This is a genomic window from Bradyrhizobium sp. F1.4.3, assembly GCF_040548375.1.
In the GTDB taxonomy this organism is placed as follows: domain Bacteria; phylum Pseudomonadota; class Alphaproteobacteria; order Rhizobiales; family Xanthobacteraceae; genus Bradyrhizobium.
Genome location: NZ_JBEPRN010000007.1, coordinates 213,596 through 229,717, shown reverse-complemented (window position 1 = coordinate 229,717; position 16,122 = coordinate 213,596). Strand labels below are relative to the sequence as shown.

The 16,122-nt window shown below is 63.1% G+C and carries 16 protein-coding genes, 1 tRNA gene and 2 pseudogenes; 13 read left to right on the top strand and 6 right to left on the bottom strand.

Annotated elements, in window-relative coordinates; translation table 11 throughout:
• Window positions 1–9 precede the first annotated feature (9 nt).
• From ABIB73_RS20880 to ABIB73_RS20855, 6 genes are all read left to right on the top strand, one after another.
• Entirely contained in the window at window positions 10–648 is a 639-nt protein-coding gene (locus ABIB73_RS20880; RefSeq protein WP_354226860.1) for an RraA family protein, read from the top strand.
• A 125-nt stretch (window positions 649–773) separates the two neighbouring features.
• Window positions 774–1,103 carry a hypothetical protein gene (locus ABIB73_RS20875; protein ID WP_354226858.1) on the top strand — a complete coding sequence of 110 codons (330 nt, stop codon included), beginning with the start codon at window positions 774–776 and terminating at the stop codon, window positions 1,101–1,103.
• A gap of 122 nt (window positions 1,104–1,225) precedes the next feature.
• Window positions 1,226–1,705 carry a hypothetical protein gene (locus ABIB73_RS20870; protein ID WP_354226857.1) on the top strand — a complete coding sequence of 160 codons (480 nt, stop codon included), beginning with the start codon at window positions 1,226–1,228 and terminating at the stop codon, window positions 1,703–1,705.
• 21 nt (window positions 1,706–1,726) lie between these two features.
• Window positions 1,727–2,098, top strand: coding sequence for a cupin domain-containing protein (locus ABIB73_RS20865; RefSeq protein ID WP_354226855.1), 372 nt, complete (start codon window positions 1,727–1,729; stop codon window positions 2,096–2,098).
• 77 nt (window positions 2,099–2,175) lie between these two features.
• A tRNA-Arg gene (locus ABIB73_RS20860) sits at window positions 2,176–2,252 on the top strand.
• Window positions 2,253–2,378: 126 nt separating this feature from the next.
• Entirely contained in the window at window positions 2,379–3,518 is a 1,140-nt protein-coding gene (locus ABIB73_RS20855) for an amidohydrolase/deacetylase family metallohydrolase (protein WP_354226853.1), read from the top strand.
• A 48-nt stretch (window positions 3,519–3,566) separates the two neighbouring features.
• On the opposite strand, the gene ABIB73_RS20850 is transcribed toward ABIB73_RS20855, so the two are convergent.
• Together ABIB73_RS20850 and ABIB73_RS20845 are read right to left on the bottom strand one after the other, a co-directional pair.
• Window positions 3,567–5,177 carry an ABC transporter substrate-binding protein gene (locus ABIB73_RS20850; RefSeq protein ID WP_354226851.1) on the bottom strand — a complete coding sequence of 537 codons (1,611 nt, stop codon included), beginning with the start codon at window positions 5,175–5,177 and terminating at the stop codon, window positions 3,567–3,569.
• 197 nt (window positions 5,178–5,374) lie between these two features.
• Entirely contained in the window at window positions 5,375–6,100 is a 726-nt protein-coding gene (locus ABIB73_RS20845) for an alpha/beta hydrolase (protein WP_354226849.1), read from the bottom strand.
• 151 nt (window positions 6,101–6,251) lie between these two features.
• Between ABIB73_RS20845 and ABIB73_RS20840 the strand changes: the two genes are divergently transcribed.
• The 5 genes from ABIB73_RS20840 (at window position 6,252) to ABIB73_RS20820 (ending at window position 11,350) form a co-directional block, all read left to right on the top strand.
• Complete coding sequence (locus tag ABIB73_RS20840) at window positions 6,252–7,232, top strand: helix-turn-helix domain-containing protein (RefSeq protein WP_354226847.1); 981 nt, start codon at window positions 6,252–6,254, stop codon at window positions 7,230–7,232.
• A 278-nt stretch (window positions 7,233–7,510) separates the two neighbouring features.
• A complete protein-coding gene (locus tag ABIB73_RS20835) occupies window positions 7,511–8,728 on the top strand; it encodes an ABC transporter substrate-binding protein (protein ID WP_354226845.1) in 1,218 nt (405 codons plus the stop codon).
• A 48-nt stretch (window positions 8,729–8,776) separates the two neighbouring features.
• Window positions 8,777–9,454 (top strand): helix-turn-helix domain-containing protein, encoded by a 678-nt coding sequence (locus tag ABIB73_RS20830; protein WP_354226843.1) that lies wholly within the window; start codon window positions 8,777–8,779, stop codon window positions 9,452–9,454.
• Between the two features lie 128 nt (window positions 9,455–9,582).
• Entirely contained in the window at window positions 9,583–10,683 is a 1,101-nt protein-coding gene (locus tag ABIB73_RS20825) for an Ldh family oxidoreductase (RefSeq protein WP_354226841.1), read from the top strand.
• A gap of 10 nt (window positions 10,684–10,693) precedes the next feature.
• Window positions 10,694–11,350 (top strand): pyridoxamine 5'-phosphate oxidase family protein, encoded by a 657-nt coding sequence (locus tag ABIB73_RS20820; RefSeq protein ID WP_354226839.1) that lies wholly within the window; start codon window positions 10,694–10,696, stop codon window positions 11,348–11,350.
• A 4-nt stretch (window positions 11,351–11,354) separates the two neighbouring features.
• Here ABIB73_RS20820 and ABIB73_RS20815 read toward each other — a convergent pair.
• From ABIB73_RS20815 to ABIB73_RS20805, 3 genes and pseudogenes are all read right to left on the bottom strand, one after another.
• Window positions 11,355–11,735 (bottom strand): annotated as a pseudogene (locus ABIB73_RS20815) (acyl-CoA dehydrogenase family protein); the annotation flags it as partial.
• A pseudogene (locus ABIB73_RS20810) lies at window positions 11,672–12,478 on the bottom strand (acyl-CoA dehydrogenase family protein); the annotation flags it as partial. The pseudogenes ABIB73_RS20815 and ABIB73_RS20810, both read right to left, overlap by 64 nt.
• A 152-nt stretch (window positions 12,479–12,630) precedes the next feature.
• Window positions 12,631–13,575 carry an SDR family NAD(P)-dependent oxidoreductase gene (locus ABIB73_RS20805; protein WP_354226837.1) on the bottom strand — a complete coding sequence of 315 codons (945 nt, stop codon included), beginning with the start codon at window positions 13,573–13,575 and terminating at the stop codon, window positions 12,631–12,633.
• Window positions 13,576–13,650: 75 nt separating this feature from the next.
• Between ABIB73_RS20805 and ABIB73_RS20800 the strand changes: the two genes are divergently transcribed.
• Window positions 13,651–14,307, top strand: a complete 657-nt coding sequence (locus ABIB73_RS20800; protein WP_354226835.1) for a TetR/AcrR family transcriptional regulator — start codon at window positions 13,651–13,653, stop codon at window positions 14,305–14,307.
• Between the two features lie 25 nt (window positions 14,308–14,332).
• Window positions 14,333–15,010 carry an alpha/beta hydrolase family protein gene (locus ABIB73_RS20795; RefSeq protein ID WP_354226833.1) on the top strand — a complete coding sequence of 226 codons (678 nt, stop codon included), beginning with the start codon at window positions 14,333–14,335 and terminating at the stop codon, window positions 15,008–15,010.
• Window positions 15,011–15,013: 3 nt separating this feature from the next.
• Here ABIB73_RS20795 and ABIB73_RS20790 read toward each other — a convergent pair whose 3' ends face one another.
• Window positions 15,014–15,988, bottom strand: coding sequence for a ketopantoate reductase family protein (locus tag ABIB73_RS20790; RefSeq protein WP_354226832.1), 975 nt, complete (start codon window positions 15,986–15,988; stop codon window positions 15,014–15,016).
• Between the last annotated feature and the right edge of the window lie 134 nt (window positions 15,989–16,122).

Genomic DNA, 16,122 nt, shown 5'->3' with positions numbered 1-16,122 from the left:
CCGAACTGCATGACGATTACCATTGCTGCCAACAGCGTGCCGAAGCCGCCGGCCGATATCATCGAGGGATTCAGGGTCGCGCCGACCTCGATCATTTCAGACAATCTTGGCCGGCTGCCCGGCGCGGTGGGGCTAAAGCCCTATCACCGCGGCGGCAAGCTGGTGGGAACGGCTTTCACGGTGCGAACTCGGCCGGGCGACAATCTCGCCATCCACCGCGCGCTCGAGCTGGTCGGACCGGGTGATGTCATCGTGGTCGATGGCGGCGGCGATGAGACCCGCGCGCTGGTCGGCGAGATCATGAAGAACATCGCCCAGTGGCGCAAAGCGGAAGGCTATGTGATCGATGGCGCAATCCGCGATGTCGCGGCCTTCACGGCGGACGACTTTCCCTGCTTCGCCCGGGCAGTGATCCACCGCGGGCCTTACAAGAATGGCCCCGGCGAGATCAACGTGCCGGTCTCGATCGGCGGCAGCGTGATCTCGCCCGGCGATATCGTGGTGGGTGACGAGGACGGCGTGGTGTCGTTTCCGGCCGCCGGCGCAGCAGCGCTGCTGGAGGCGGTACGGGCCCAGATCACGCGCGAGGAGGAGACGCTGAAGGCCATCCGCGAGGGCCGCTACCAGGGCTCCTACGGCAAATCCTGATCGCCGCAAGGCTTGAGTCTGGCAACGGACAAGTGGATGCGAACCGACGTCGGCCGCTGCAGCTTTCGAAAGTAATTTCAAAACATTTGTTTCGGCCAAAGCTCTTTATGCGGAGGTTACCTCAAGTGACGAGGAATTACGCGTTCGTCCTGCCTGGCTTTCTCCTTCTGTTGGTCTCTGGAAGCAACGAAGTTGGTTCATGGGAGATGTCGCGTCTTGGTCCCGACCGCGCGCCAACGCCCATTGTTGATGGCCGTGGAGCCATCAACATTCATCCCATGCCGCCGATCGTCACTGTCGGGTCGGCGGATACAGACCGGCGAATGACGGAAGAGGCCTACGCAAAAGCCAACGGTCTCTCCCCAGACGAGGTCAAAAATCGTTTTCGGCAAGTGGAATCATACGATGCCCCGGTGGATCCGGTAGCGCTCAAGTCACCGGCGCGCGCGACGTGATCACGACGGCGGCTCACGCGTTTCGGGACGTTTGCAAGCCCCCAACGTCGCCTGACAAGTGTACATTCGAATACTATTTGGGGGCGGAGAGGCGGACCGTTCCTTTGTCGGCGAGCTTATGGATGGGTACATGCTTTGATAGTGGGTCGAGAGCGGTTGTCGGCGATTGGGCAGTCGCAAAGCTCCAATTTCCCGCAGAGGTGACACCTTACGAAATCTATGAACCGCCTGAAATTTTGGTTGAGCTGGAGCGTGTCCTGGCGATTGTCGGTTACGACATTGAAGCCACAGGAAAGACAGACAGATACGGGCCCTTCAACAAGACGATGCAGGAATGCCAAGTGCGCGACGTAAGGGACTGGTCGATATTTGAAACGAACTGCGAGTTCACAGTTGGGGCATCAGGTAGCGCCCTGTTTCGTCTGTTGGGCAGTCGGATGACCTTGTTCGGCGTTCTTAGTGGAGACTATCACGACAAGGAATATTGCCCACGAGGTAGCTGCGAGTTCAAGAGTCGGAAATGGTCGAGCGTGTACGTGACCTTGAAAGGTGAGTTCAAAGACCGGCTCTTGGCCACCGTGCGTCTGTCTACAGCAAAATAGAATGCAGAAGGGGAGATTGGCGTGAGCCAGAAGGACGAATTCCACAATATCGACGATGCCAGCGACGGGCTGTTTCGCGAGCTTGCGCCGGGGCTGACCACGCGCATCTTCTCCGGCGAGCAGGCGATGCTGTCGGTGGTGACGCTGGCGCCGCATGCACAGGGCACGCTGCACCACCATCCCGAGGAGCAGTGGGGCGTGCTGCTCGACGGCTCCGCCATCCGCGTCCAGGGCGACGAGGAAATTCCGGTGAAGAAGGGCGATTTCTGGCGCACACCCGGCAATGTGCCGCACACCATGCGCGCCGGACCCGACGGCGCCCGCGTGCTGGACATTTTTAGTCCACCTCGGCCCGAATACAAAAAACCGGGGTCGGGGTTCGGGACGACATGAAACGAGCGAAGGGCTTCCGGTCCCGCCCCCGCTTTGATATGAACGGCGCCGGCAACCCGCCGATCGGCGGGTTCCGCGGTCCCGTAGCTCAGCCGGATAGAGCGGCGGTTTCCTAAACCGTAGGTCGGATGTTCGAGTCATCCCGGGATCGCCATTTTGTCATGCGCAATCGTCGCTGTTTGCTACGCTCGTCGGCGTAGAAATTGCTAGAAGCAATGCGCTTCCCTTCCTGGCCTCGCTGACATGCCGGCGCGCCGCACTACCCCATCCGGAGACGACAATGCCTTTCGACTTGATCCTGCGCGGCGGCCGTGTGGTCGACCCGTCCCAGAAGCTCGATGCCGTGACCGATGTGGCCTTTGCCGGCGGCAAGGTCGCGGCGGTGGGCAGCGCTTTGAAGGCGGATCCGGGCACGGAGGTGCGCGACGTTTCGCGCTTCATCGTGACGCCGGGGCTGATCGATCTCCACACCCATGTCTATTGGGGCGGCACCTCGCTCGGCATCGATGCCGAGGAATTCTGCCGCACCTCCGGCGTCACCACCTCTGTCGACACCGGCAGCGCTGGCCCCGGCAATTTCGCCGGCTTCCGCAAGCATGTGATCGAGCCGAGCCAGGTCCGCATCCTCGCTTATCTGCACGTCTCGCATGCCGGCATCTTCGGCTTCTCGCACCGGATCATGGTCGGCGAGAGCGAGGAATTGCGGCTGATGAATCCGATCGAAGCGGCCAAGGTGGCGGATGCCAATCGCGACCTCATCGTTGGCATCAAGGTTCGCGTCGGACTGCATTCTTCGGGCACGTCGGGGACCGTGCCGCTTGATATCGCGCTCCAGGTCGCCGACGAGGTGGGCATGCCCTTGATGGCGCATATCGACCACCCGCCGCCGAGCTATGAGGAGGTGCTGGCCCGCCTGCGCCCCGGCGACGTGCTGACCCACGCGTTCCGGCCGTTCCCGAACACGCCGGCGACCGCGCAGGGCACGGTGAAGAAGGCGGTGCTGGATGCGCGTGAGCGCGGTGTGCTGTTCGACATCGGCCACGGCAAGGGCTCGTTCGCGTTCAAGACTGCGCGCGCGATGCTCGCCAACGGCTTCTATCCGGACACGATCTCCTCCGACATCCATCAGCTCTGCATCGACGGCCCGGCCTTCGATCAGGTCACGACCCTGTCGAAATTTTTGTGCATGGGCATGCCGCTGTCCGACGTCATCGCAACCTCGACGGTCAACGCCGCAATGGCGTTGCGGCGGCCCGAGCTCGGCACCCTCAAGCCAGGCAGCGTCGGCGACGCCACGCTGATCTCGGTGAGGGAAGGCCAGTTCGACTATGAGGACGTCGTCGGCGAGCACCTCATCGGTGACCGCAAGATCGTCTCCGAAGGCGTCGTCGTCAGCGGCCGCTGGTGGCATCCGAACTAGGGCTTCGCCTCTTCCCGTGAGAACGAGTAAGAACGGGGAGAACGGAGCTCACTCGTTCTTGTCCACATTCCAGAACATCGGCGTCGCCGGGCCGTCGATCACGCCGGTGAGCGATCTGCGCCATGCGCTCGGCGCCTGGAACTGGCCGAGCGGGACGTAGATCACCTGATCGTAAGCCTCCTTCTGCACGTCGAGAGCGATCCTCTTCTGCTCTTCCGGTGAGGTGGCGCGGGCAAAGGCGTCGCGCAGCTGCTCGAGCTTGGGGTCCTCCGACCAGCCGAACCAGCCGCCCTCCGTGCCCTTGCCGACCATCGCGCCATTGACCAGCGGGTTCATCGAATCGGCGGCGCCCTGGTAGGTGAAGAACATGTTCCAGCCGCCTTCCTTCGGGGACTTCTGGTTGGCGCGGCGGGTGACCACCGTCTGCCAGTCCATCGCCTGAAGGTCGACCTTGAAACCGGCCTCGCGCAACAGCTGTGCGACCACGACCGGTTGCGCTTTCAGCAGGATCTGATCGGTCGGCGCCAGGATCACCACGGGCGTGCCGTCATAGCCGGCCTCGGCCAACGCCTTCTTGGCGTCCGCCATGCCGTTGCCCTTGATCAGGGTCTCGCCGCCGGCGTCGCTGGCCAGCGGCGTATCGCAGATGAAGAATGCGCCGCAGAACTTGTAGTATTTGGGATTGCCGATCTGTGCGTCGAGCACGTCCTTCTGGTTGATCGCGAGCAGCGCGGCGCGGCGGATCTTCACATTGTCGAACGGCGGATGCAGGAAGTTCATCCGGCCGAACGATTGGAAGCCGAATTTGTTCAGGATTGTCACGTTGATGTCCGGATTGGACTCGAGCGTGGGCAGCAGGTCGAACGGCGGCGTTTCAACGAAATCGACATCCCCGGATTGCAGCGCGTTGAGCGCGGTCTGTGCGTCCGGCATCGTCAGCCACTCGACACGGTCGACCTTGACCACCTTGCCGCCCGATGTCCATTCGGCCGGCTCCTTGCGCGGCACATACTCGGTGTTCTTGTCGTAAACGGCTTTCACGCCAGGCTGGAATTCGGCAGCCACGAATTTGAACGGGCCGGAGCCGATCTGCTCCGGAATCTGCTTGGTGATCGGCGTCTCCGCAAGCCGCTTGGGCATCATGAAGGCCACGATCGACGATGGCTTGGCGACCGTCTCCAGCACAAGGCCATAAGGCTCCTTCAGTTTGAGGACGATCGATTTGGCATCTGCGGCTTCGATGCCTGCCGTGAAGTCCATCAGCTTGCGCGCCATGCCGTCGACGCTGGTGCCCCAGCGCTTCAGCGAGGCGACGCAATCCTCCGCCGTCACCGGCGCGCCGTCATGCCACTTCAGGCCGTCGCGCAAGGTGAAGGTGTAGGTCAGCTTGTCCGCGGACACCGTCCAGTCGGCCATCTGCGGCCGCACCTTGAAGCTGGAATCGATGCCGAGCAGCGTATCGTAGACCATGTAGCCATGGTCGCGGGTGATGATCGCGGTCGTGAAGCCGGGATCGGTGATGCGGAGGTCCGACTGCATCACCGCAATCAGGATCTTCTTTCCGCTCGCGGCAGATGCAACCGACGTCCAGGCAGCGGGAAGTGCCGATGGCGCAACAGCCGCAAGCTGAAGCAGTTTCCGTCGCGAGACGTGAACCATTCGCAATTCTCCCGAGCTGACGCAAACGAGACCAGATGGCGGCTGCCGATGAGGGGCAGCGTATGGCGGGGAGCCACACGTGACAAGCAGGGTTGCTTCCACCGATCTGAATTCGTTGCGGACCAAGCAAGGGCTGTGCCGCCGAAGCCGGCGGCGCAAGCAGGCCGAAGCCGTCTCGCTTTTGACGGACGCTCCAGTCAGTCGCGTCCAGCCTCCATGATCGCCTTGGCGAGACGCGTCGGATCGGAGAAGCACAATTCGTGGCTTCCCGGCACCTGCACCAGGCGGAACAGGCCGAGCTTCTCCGACAGCCGGGGATGCCAAGGATAGCCGTGCGGCAGCGCGGTGTCTTCGGTGCAGTTGATGTAGGATTTTGCCAGCGGCATCTCCGCCGGATTGGTTTTCAGCGCAATCTTGTCGCTAAAGGTCTTCAGTGGATGCGGATTGAGGATGTCATAGGCCTTCTGGGCCAGATCGAGATCGGCATCATTGATGAACGCCTCGCGCCAGATCGGGAACGGCAGCACCACCGAGCCGTCGCCACGCTCGGCCGCAATCATGTCGAACAGGCCGATATAGTTCGGCGGCACCATGTCGTTGAGCGACTCGCCATTGTTGGGCACGAACGCATTCCAATAGACGAGGCGGCGGATACGCTCCGGCGCGAGGTCGGCGACGCCGGTGATGACCATGCCGCCATAGGAATGGCCGAGCAGGATCACGTCCTTCAGATCGTTCTCGGCGAGGTAGTCGACGATCGACTGGATCGCTTCGTTCAGCCCCGTCGTCTTGGAGTCGCCCGGACGGTTGCCCTTGATCGTCGGGGTGTAGACCTGATGGCCGGCGGCGCGGATCGGTGCCGCAACAGGCTCGAACTCGGCGCCGGTGTGCCAGGCGCCGTGCACGAGAACGTAGGTAGACATGTTGTTGCTCCTTCGGAAGACTGGTTAGATCGGTGCGGCAATGGCCTTGCCGGCTGAAACGTCGGTCCTTCCCTGCTGCCGCCATATTGAACCGGTTCGCGAGGCAGCGCGCTTGTCTGACGCTGAACCGGATTGGCCTCGGAGTGAACTGATGGAGCAGGTCAACCCCGCAAGCCGGCCCCGGCACGTCATCTGGAACACTGCCGAGACCCGACCGGACGAGCAGTTCTCCTATTACCGCGAGGCGATCTGCCAGGCGTTCATGAACCTGACGCCGGAGACGGCGACGACCTCGCGCTTTCCGGCCAAAGTCGAGGCTATCAAGGTCGGCAACGGTGCAATCAACCGTGTGGTCTTTCCCGAGCACACCGTGCATCGCTCGCGCGCCGATATCGCGGCGTCGACCGAGAGCTGCTTCTATCTGAACTTCAAGCTCGCCGGTCGCTGCCGCATGCTCCAGGACGGCCGCGAGGTCAGCCTGTCGCGGGGCCAGGTCGGCATCATCGACAGCGATCATGAGGTGACGCTGCTGCATGATCGCGGTCCGGCGCTGGAGGTCGCGTCGTTCTGGGTGCCGTCGCGTGCCTTGCGCGACCGGCTGCCGCCGTCATTCGATTTCAGGGCCGAGCGCGTGTCCGACGATCCCCATGTCGGTCATCTCATCGTCGAGACCGCACGCTCCCTCAACGCCGGCGCGCTGCGGATGGCGGAGGAGGACAGCATTCGGCTCTTCGACGTGCTGCTCGATCTCGTTGCGCTCGGCCTGTCGCGCGGCTCGTGGGCGCAAACGGCGGAAGCCGCAAGCTTTGCGGACGCCACCGTGCTGGCGCTGCGCCGCGCCATTCATGAGCGGCTGCGCCAGCAGGGTCTGACAGTTGCGGCGGTCGCCGGCGCTGTCGGCATCAGCGGGCGCTACGTGCACAAGCTGTTCGAGCGCTCCGGTACGACGTTTTCGGACTATGTCATGGAGCGTCGCCTTGATGGCGCTGCGGCCGAGCTGAAGGATCCGGCGCTTGCCGGCCGCGAGATCGGCACGATCGCCTTCGATTGGGGGTTTTCCGATCTCTCCCACTTCGCCCGGCGCTTCAAGCAGCGCTTTGGATGCCGGCCGCGGGATTGGCGCAGCCGGTGAGAGCGCGGGTCAGCGGCGCCTAAACCTGCTCGCGATAGAATTGCAAAGGCGCGGCGCCTGCCGCCGACAGCCGGTCGGCCGCACTGGGTCCGTGCCCGTGAAATTTGCGCGGGGGATTTGCGCGAGCCGCTGATGCGGGGTGCCCCCCGGACCGTCAAATCCTGCCCAGCGCCATATCTTTGGACACGCCGCCCAAAAAATGTCCTTTGTGCAATTATGCATATCGTGCAAATTTGCAATGAGGAATGCTGTCCAGTGGGATAGAAAGGGATTGATCCATGTTCAGAACGAATTTCGCACGCGGCGCGGCCCTCGGAGGGCTGGCGCTGGTCCTGTCGGCCCTTCCGGCGTTTGCCGGGCCCGGCATATCCGACGATGCCGTCAAGATCGGCATTTTAAACGACCAGTCGGGGCCTTACGCCGACCTTTCCGGGCAGGGATCCGTCGTGGCTGCACAGATGGCCATCGACGAATTCGGCGGAACCGTCCTTGGCAAGAAAATCGAGCTGCTGTCTGCCGATCACCAGAACAAGGCGGACATCGGGCTTGCGAAGGCGCGCGAATGGTTCGATCGCGCCGGCGTCGACGTGATCGCCGATTTCTCGAATTCGTCCGTGGGCTTCGCCGTTCAATCGCTGGCCAGGGATCGTGACAAGGTCACCCTGATCGCGGCGGCTTCGTCGGATTTCACCGGCAAGTCCTGCTCGGCGACATCAGCCCAATGGGTCTACACCAGCTACTCGAACGGATACGGACTGGCGAAGGCGCTCGTGAAATCGGGCTACAGCAGCTGGTTCCTGGTCACGGTGGATTATGCCTTCGGACAGGCATTTGCCGCCGATATCCGCAAGGCCGTCTCGGAAGGCAAAGGGCAGGTCCTGGGCGAAGTCCGGCATCCGCTCAATACCTCGGACATGGGCTCGTATTTGCTACAGGCGCAATCGTCGAAGGCAAAGGTCGTCGCTCTGGCGAGCGCGGGCGCGGATATGGCGACCGGCATCAAGCAGGCCGCCGAATTCGGCATCACCGACCAATCGCTCGTCGCGCCGATCGTGTTCATCACCGACGTCCATTCGCTTGGCCTGGCGGCCGCCAAGGGCCTCAAATTCGTGACGGCGTTCTACTGGGACCGCAACGAGGAGACGCGGGCGTGGTCCAAAAAGTTCTTCGCAAAGCGGAACGCCATGCCGACCATGACTCAAGCCGGCGTGTACTCGGCGGTGCGGCATTATCTGCGAGCGGTCGAGGCGGCGCAGACCGACGAAGGGCAGGCCGTGATGACCAAGATGAAGGAGCTTCCCGTTGACGACATCTTTTCGCGGAATGGGAAGGTCAGGGAGGACGGGCTGATGCTGCACGAGATGTATCTCGTCGAGGTCAAGCAGCCGTCGGAATCCAGGGCACCGTGGGACTACTACAAGATTCTGGCGACAATTCCCGCGGATCAAGCGTTCCCGAGCCTTGAGCAGAGCGAGTGCCCGCTGGTTCGCAAATAGCAGGCGACAACTGCCTGTGGCCGAAGATCCGTAGACGCCTCTCTAATCTTGCATGTCCGGCAAATTGCCTCTAGAGCCAATCTTGAGACGTTCCAAGAGGCTAGGGAGCGCGTGTTGGATCAGGCGCGATTTGTCGCGCGTCAGCTCGGACTTCGAATTCGAGAGGCGCGCCAACTTCGTAAACTCACGTTGCAGCAATTGGGGGCCGACACCAAGCTGTCGGCCGCCTATCTTTCTCGAATCGAAAGAGGTGAGACCGCGACCTCCATCGCGAATCTCATCTCGATCGCGACCCGTTTGAACGTTCCCCTGCGGGACCTCTTCGAGGACACCAACGAGGCCTACGTCCCGAAGCATTATTCGGTGTCGAGGAAGAAGGACCGCAACGATTCAGAGCAAATGTCAGCAAATGGTTACAATTACCACTGGCTCTCTGGCGACCTGACTGAACCCAAGCTCAACGCCTTTCTGCTCGAGTTTCCGGTTACGTCGGAGATCGACGTCAAGCTCCTCTCGCACGAAGGCGAGGAAGTCCTCTATATCCTCGAGGGCCGGATCGAATTCCAGATCGGGTCCGATCGGCTGACGCTGGACGCGGGCGATTGCGTCCATCTGCTCGGCGACAAGCCTCACATGGGCAGGAATGTCGGCAAGAAGCCCGCCAAGATGCTTATGGTCGTGACCCCGTCCGACGTCATCGACATGGCGCCAGCCAAGTCCTCCTGATCACAGCCGACCTAAGCGGCCGCCCTCGGCGCAAATTGCTATAAGAATGAATTTGCATAACATGCAAATTTGTGGATAGTGACTTTTGTCGCCGGGTTGCTCTCCCGGCCGTCACACGGAGCTGGTTCATGCAAAATTTCGTTCAGATGTCGCTTGGCGAGGTCCACCGCTCGGCCAAGGCCGCCTTGCTGTCTCAGGGATTCAGCGAGATCCACGCCCAGGCCATCGCAAACACCGTCACCGCGGCGGAACGAGATGAATGCCGTCACCACGGTCTGTTCAGGCTGCCGTTCTACATGAACGGCCTGCTGTCGGGGCAGGCCTCCGGAGATGCAGAGCCGTCGCTCGTCGAACTGACGCCCAGTGTGGTCAAGGTCGATGCGAAATACGGTTTTTCCCCGTTGGCCCTCGAACGCGGTGACCAGCCCTTGGCCGATAGGGCGAAGGAGCACGGAATTGCCGTGCTCGCGGTGACGAACGCGCTCAACGTTGCCGCGTTATGGCCGGAGGTCGAGCGGCTGGCCGAACGCGGGCTCGTCGGATTCGCATTCGTCGCGGCCAGCCCGTACGTAGCGCCCGCGGGCGGGACGAAGCCGCTGTTCGGCACCAATCCGATGGCATTCGCCTGGCCGCGTCACGACAAGCCGCCGGTGGTCTTCGACCAGGCGTCGAGCGCCTCTGCAAGGGGCGAGATCCAGCTTCGATTGCGTGACGGGAAAGCACTGCCAGAAGGATGGGCCATCGGCCCCAACGGCAAGCCCACGACCGATCCGGCTCAGGCGCTTGCAGGAGCCCAACTGCCCTTCGGCGGCTTCAAGGGCTCGAACATCGCAATGATGGTCGAGCTGCTGGCCGGCCCGCTGGTTGGAGACGTGCTCAGCTTCGAGGCCGGCGAGCGCGACAAGGCGAACACCGGCGCTCCTTGCGGCGGTGAATTGATTATCGCCATCGACCCGGTCCGATGTGTCGAAAACGGCGATCGCGTTGCGCAGCTCAAGCATTCGGAGATGCTTTTCGCGCGTATGCTGGAACAGGACGGGGCCAGGCTTCCCTCTGATCGCCGATATGAAGCGCGCGAGCGGACGGTAAAAGAGGGCGTCACGGTGCCTGTGTCCCTCCATGACCGAATCCAAGCTTATATCGCCGGGAAGCGCGTCGACGAGCGAAACGACTACGAGGGCGATCACCTCACGCACAACAAGCCCATGATAGCCCATCAGCCCGCGTAGGAGGTCTGTCGTGACGACCATCGCCCCCACGGAGAAGACTCGCGTGCGCCGGCGCCCCGAGCGCGCAGCCTATGATCGCCAGGTCATCTACGACATCCTCGATGAAGCGCTGGTGTGCCACATCGGCGTCGCCACGGAAGGTGGGCCGCGCGTCATTCCGACGGCGATCATCCGGATCGGCGAGCATGTGTATGTTCACGGCAGTCCGAACAACCAGCTTCTGACCGCCCTGGCGGATGGTGCGCCTGCCTGCATCACCGTTACGCTGGTCGATTCCGTCGTGGCCGGCAGGTCCGGGTTCGGAATGAGCATGGACTATCGATCCGTCATGATCTTCGGCACAGCGGAGAAGATCGTGGACAAGGACGAAAAGGAGCGCCTGGTCGCAGCCTTCGTCGAAGACATCATGCCGGGCCACATCGTTCGTCCGCCGAAGAAGAAGGAGCTGGCCGCAACGGTCTTCCTCCGGTTTCCCATTTCCGAGGCTTCGGCGAAGATTCGAAACCACGGCGTGGTCGATCCCGACGAAGACCATGCCCTCGACGTCTGGGCGGGTGTCGTACCCCTGAAGCTCGTGGCCGGCGAGCCTCGGAATTGCGGAGACCTCAAGCCGGGCATTTCCACGCCGGACTATGCGAAACGCTACAAGAGGCCATCAACGAAATAGCCGACTACAGCGACCGCGCGATCAACAGCTTCATGATCTCGTTAGTGCCGCCATAGATCTTCTGGATGCGGGAATCGATGAAGATGCGAGAGATCGGGTATTCCTGCATGTAACCGTAGCCGCCGAACAGCTGAAGGCATTCGTCGGCGGTCTGGACCTGCTTGTCGGAGCACCAGTATTTCGCCATCGAGGCGGTGACGGTGTCGAGGTCTTTGCGATCAGCCGCTCGATGCACCAGTCGACGAAGACGCGCGCGATCATCGCCTCGGTCTTGCGCTCGGCGAGCGTGAAGGCGGTGTTCTGGAAGTCCATCAGCGGCTTGCCGAACGCCTTTCGCTCCTTGGTGTACTCCGTGGTGAGTTTTATCGCGCGCTCCATCGAGGCGACGGCGCCGACCGCGAGCGACAGCCGCTCCTGCGGCAGCTGCTGCATGAGCTGCACAAAGCCCTGGCCCTCTTCCTTGCTGAGCAGGTTTTCCGGAGGCACCGTGACGTTGTCAAAGAACAGTTCTGACGTGTCGGAGGCATGCAGGCCGATCTTGTCGAGGTTGCGCCCGCGCTTGTAACCGTCGGCGCCCGCGGTTTCGACCACGATCAGCGAGAGGCCCTTGGCGCCGACGTCGCCGGTGCGCGCGACCACGATGACGAGATCGGCGGCCTGGCCGTTGGTAATGAACGTCTTCTGGCCGTTGATGACGTAGGAATTGCCCTGTTTCTTTGCCGTGGTTTTCACCGCCTGCAAATCCGAGCCGGTGCCGGGTTCGGTCATGGCGATGGCTCCGACCATCTCGCCCAAGGCCATCTTCGGCAGCCAGCGCTTCTTCTGCTCCTCCGAGCCGTAATTGAGGATGTAGTGCGCGACGATGGCGCTGTGCACGGAGACGCCGGTCGTCAACTCCGGCACCGTGCTTTCGAGGTCTTCCAGTACCGCCGCATCATAGGCGAAGGTCGCGCCCAGCCCGCCATATTGCTCCGGCACGCTTGCCAGCAGCGCGCCCATCTCGCCGAGCCCGCGCCAGGCGAAGCGGTCGACCATCTTCTGCTCGCGCCATTTCTCGGCATGCGGCGCCAGGTCCTTGGCGAGATATTTCCGGAACTGGTCGCGGAAGATTTCGAGCTCTTCGGTCATCCAGGCGGAACGATAGGACATGGCGGCCTCGATCGTTGATGGCGATGTGCCCGCTCAGCCGTGCCACAAGGCCAGACGCGGGCGCAAGCCCGCCTTGCTACGCCCGCCGAAGCTGCCAATGATTGTGTCTTGAGGCTGCGTCGGCAGATGCCCTATCCCGCCTGCGCGGTCTTGCCGCCGTCGACGACGAACTGGCCGCCCGTTGTGTAGGGATGATCGTCCGAGGCGAGCACGAGTGCGAAGGCTGCGATCTCTTCCGCGGTCGCCACGCGCTGCATCCCAGGCACATGGGTTTTGGCCCATTGCGCGATGGCCACGTGCCAGGCAGCATCGGGGAGATTTTCCATGCCGGCAAGCCTGCGGATGAACGGCGTGTCCGTGGTGCCGGGGATCAGGGTATTGATGCGGATGCCGTACTGGGCATATTCGAGTGCCGCGGCCTGAACCATGCCGACAAGCCCGCGCTTGGCCGCGGAATAGGCCGAGCGATTCGCGGTCGTGGCGATAGCGTTGGATGACGAGGTGACGACGATCGATCCACCCTTCTGCAGCATGTGTGGAATCTGGTACTTCATCGACAGGAACACCCCGCGCAGGTCGGTATTGATCACGTCATCGAATTCGGCCGCGGTGTACTGATGCAACGGCTTTTCGATGGAGATTCCGGCATTGTTGAAAGCCACGTCGAGCCGGCCATGAAGATCGATCGTCTTGTCGACCAATGCCTTGACCTCGGCCTCGTTGCGGACGTCGGCCCGGACGAACGCCGCGTCGCCGCCGCCCGCCTTGATCTCGTCTTCCACCTTCGCCCCGCGCTCGATATTACGTCCGCAGAACACGACCTTGCCGCCTTCGGCGGCGAACATCAGCGCGGTGGCGCGGCCGATGCCGGAGGTGCCCCCTGTCACGATGATGGCCTTGTCGGCGAAGCGGCGCTTGCCGCTGGGCCTCTGCTGCGGCAGCGTCGCGCCCCGGCCGAGCGCCATGCCGCCGGCAAGGCCGCCGAGGGCACTCGTGAGCATGCCCAGCGCGGCGCCGCCGACCAGATGCCGCCGCTTTACGCGGGAGGTTGCGGTGCTATGCTGCATTTCGGTCATTTCGAACTCCAGGCGGGTCAATCTGAACAGCGTTAAGATGGATAGTCCTCAATCTGAACAGTGTCAAGTTTACGCATGACGAAACCGATCGCGCCCGCGCGCGCCAAGCCGAGCCACAAGGCTCGGAAGCCGGAAGCCGGCTATCATCATGGTGAACTTCAGGAAGCCCTGATCGCGGCCAGCGAAGCCGTTCTCGCCGAGCACGGCGCCGAAGGTTTCACGCTACGCGAGGCCGCCCGCCGTGCCGGTGTGTCCCCGGCCGCGCCGTCGCATCATTTCGGCAATGCGCAGGGCCTGCTGACCGAGGTGGCGATCCGCGGCTATGATGCGCTTGCCGGCGCGCTGCGGGATGCTGCGTCCCGCAGGCAGGATGCGCGCGAAAAACTCCACGCTCAGGGCCTGGCCTATGTCGAATTCGCGCTGAAGCATCCCGGCCGCTTCCAGATGATGTTTGCCAACAAGCGCCTCGTCGCGGACGATTCACGTCTCAGGCAGGCGAGCAGGGCGGCTGGCCGCGAGTTCGAAATCATCATCGCCGAACTCGTCGGCGGGACGCCCAAGCAGGCGAAGACCGCGGCCGCGGCAGCCTGGTCGACCGTTCACGGCTTTGCCAAGCTTGCCCTCGAAGACAAATTCGGTTCAGTGAAGAGCGAGGCCGGATACCGCGAGATTATGACGACGCTCAATCACGTCATGAACTATCTCTGGCCGGCGAGCAGCGCGCGCCGCTAAGAGCAGATCGAGGAGTGAACGCGTCATGACCGCCAAGGCGACAGAGCTCAAGCTCGACATCGAGCGCATCGGCACGGTCTCGGCGATCCTGACCCAGCCGGACAATGTGCGCGCCTGTTATGTCCTGGCGCACGGCGCGGGTGCCGATATGCGGCATTCGTTCTTGGACAAGGTCGCGGCGGGCCTCGCAGATCGCGGCATCGCAACGTTCCGCTTCAATTTCCCCTATACGGAGAAGAAGCAGGGACGTCCCGACCAGCCGGCAGTCGCGCACGCCGCCATCCGCGCGGCGGTCGAGGAGGCGGCGCGGCTCTGCTCCGGAATGAAGCTCGTCGCGGGCGGAAAGTCGTTCGGCGGACGCATGACGTCGCAGGCGCAGTCCAAGACTCCACTGCCGGGCGTAAAGGGGCTCGCCTTTCTCGGCTTTCCCCTGCATGGCGACAACAAGCCGTCGACGGAGCGCGCCGAGCACCTCGACCGTGTCGAGATTCCCATGCTGTTCCTGCAAGGCACGCGCGACCGGCTCGCCGATCTCAGCACCCTCAAGCCCGTGATCAAGGCGCTCGGGGCGAAGGCCACGCTGCACGAGGTCGCAGGCGGCGATCACTCCTTCGCGGTGCTGCGCAAGTCCGGCCGGACCAATGACGGGGCGCTGAAAGAGGTGCTCGATGCGCTCACGGCCTGGATCGACGAACTTGCCTGAGGCTCACGCGGCGTAAAGCCCCTTGTCGCGCGCCTTCTGGATCGCGAGCGCGGCAATCAGGTCGAGCGTCGGCGTCGACAGGCCGGCGGTGCGCGCGAAGGCGGCCGGCGCCTTCACCAGCACGTCGATCTCCATGGCGCGGCCGAGCTCGTAATCCTGGAGCAGCGACGGCTTGTGGTTCGGCGCGGGGCCGCTGCGGGTCACGCGCTTGACCTCGGGAATGAAGTGTTGCGCGATGTCGTTGGCCTCGTTCAGCATGCGCGGAATGACCTCGGCAAACGCGGGATCGTCGCGCACGCCGCGCGCGGTCTGGCCGGTGAGCAGGCACAGCACCGACAGCGACATGTTGGTCAGCAGCTTTGACCAGATCGCCTCGCGGATGTCGGCCACCGGCGGCGATTCAAGCCGCGCGTCGTTCAGAGCGCCACGCAGTTTCGTGATGCGCTCGCAATTGCGGTCGTCGCATTCGCCGATCAGCAGGCGGTTGCGGTCCGGCGTCAGGTTCTGCACCACGCCGGGCGCGATCACCTCGTTGGAGGAGAAGATCACCCCGCCGATGATTCGCTCTTTCGGGATGCAGGCGCGGAGCCGCCCGCCCGGATCGAGGAACGATATGTCCGGCGGCGTCGGGTGCCGCGGGGGCAGGCCGATCCCGTACCACCAGGGAATGCCGTTCTGGGCAAACACGATCGCGGTGTCGTCGCCGAGCAATGGTTTGAGGCTTGCGACCAGCCCTTGAAGTGCGGTGGCTTTCAGTGTGCTGATCACGACATCTTGCGGGCCGAGCTGGGCCGGATCGCCGGAGGCGTTCACCCTGGCCGTAACCTCGGAATCGCCGACCCGCAGCTTGAGGCCGCCCGCGCGCACCGCCTCGAGATGCGCCCCCCGCATCACGCACGAGACCTCGTGGCCGGCGCGTGCAAGCCTGACCGCGAGATGGCTTCCGACGGCGCCCGAGCCGAAAATGCAGATGCGCATAGATGATGTCCCGTTCCTGATCGCTTTGCCTGGTCCTTTTGGCTGCCGCCCGGCGCCACCATGGCACAACCCGCCATGCGATGGGCGCGACCGCCCTACGACGGAAAGATATGGATCAGGGCGCTCGGCCTCGG

Coding starts and splice junctions, on each gene's coding strand:
- ABIB73_RS20880 (WP_354226860.1), top strand. CDS start 10: ATGACGATTACCATTGCTGCCAACAGCGTGCCGAAGCCGCCGGCCGAT.
- ABIB73_RS20870 (WP_354226857.1), top strand. CDS start 1,226: ATGGGTACATGCTTTGATAGTGGGTCGAGAGCGGTTGTCGGCGATTGG.
- ABIB73_RS20855 (WP_354226853.1), top strand. CDS start 2,379: ATGCCTTTCGACTTGATCCTGCGCGGCGGCCGTGTGGTCGACCCGTCC.
- ABIB73_RS20850 (WP_354226851.1), bottom strand. CDS start 5,177: ATGGTTCACGTCTCGCGACGGAAACTGCTTCAGCTTGCGGCTGTTGCG.
- ABIB73_RS20845 (WP_354226849.1), bottom strand. CDS start 6,100: ATGTCTACCTACGTTCTCGTGCACGGCGCCTGGCACACCGGCGCCGAG.
- ABIB73_RS20840 (WP_354226847.1), top strand. CDS start 6,252: ATGGAGCAGGTCAACCCCGCAAGCCGGCCCCGGCACGTCATCTGGAAC.
- ABIB73_RS20835 (WP_354226845.1), top strand. CDS start 7,511: ATGTTCAGAACGAATTTCGCACGCGGCGCGGCCCTCGGAGGGCTGGCG.
- ABIB73_RS20825 (WP_354226841.1), top strand. CDS start 9,583: ATGCAAAATTTCGTTCAGATGTCGCTTGGCGAGGTCCACCGCTCGGCC.
- ABIB73_RS20805 (WP_354226837.1), bottom strand. CDS start 13,575: ATGACCGAAATGCAGCATAGCACCGCAACCTCCCGCGTAAAGCGGCGG.
- ABIB73_RS20800 (WP_354226835.1), top strand. CDS start 13,651: ATGACGAAACCGATCGCGCCCGCGCGCGCCAAGCCGAGCCACAAGGCT.
- ABIB73_RS20795 (WP_354226833.1), top strand. CDS start 14,333: ATGACCGCCAAGGCGACAGAGCTCAAGCTCGACATCGAGCGCATCGGC.
- ABIB73_RS20790 (WP_354226832.1), bottom strand. CDS start 15,988: ATGCGCATCTGCATTTTCGGCTCGGGCGCCGTCGGAAGCCATCTCGCG.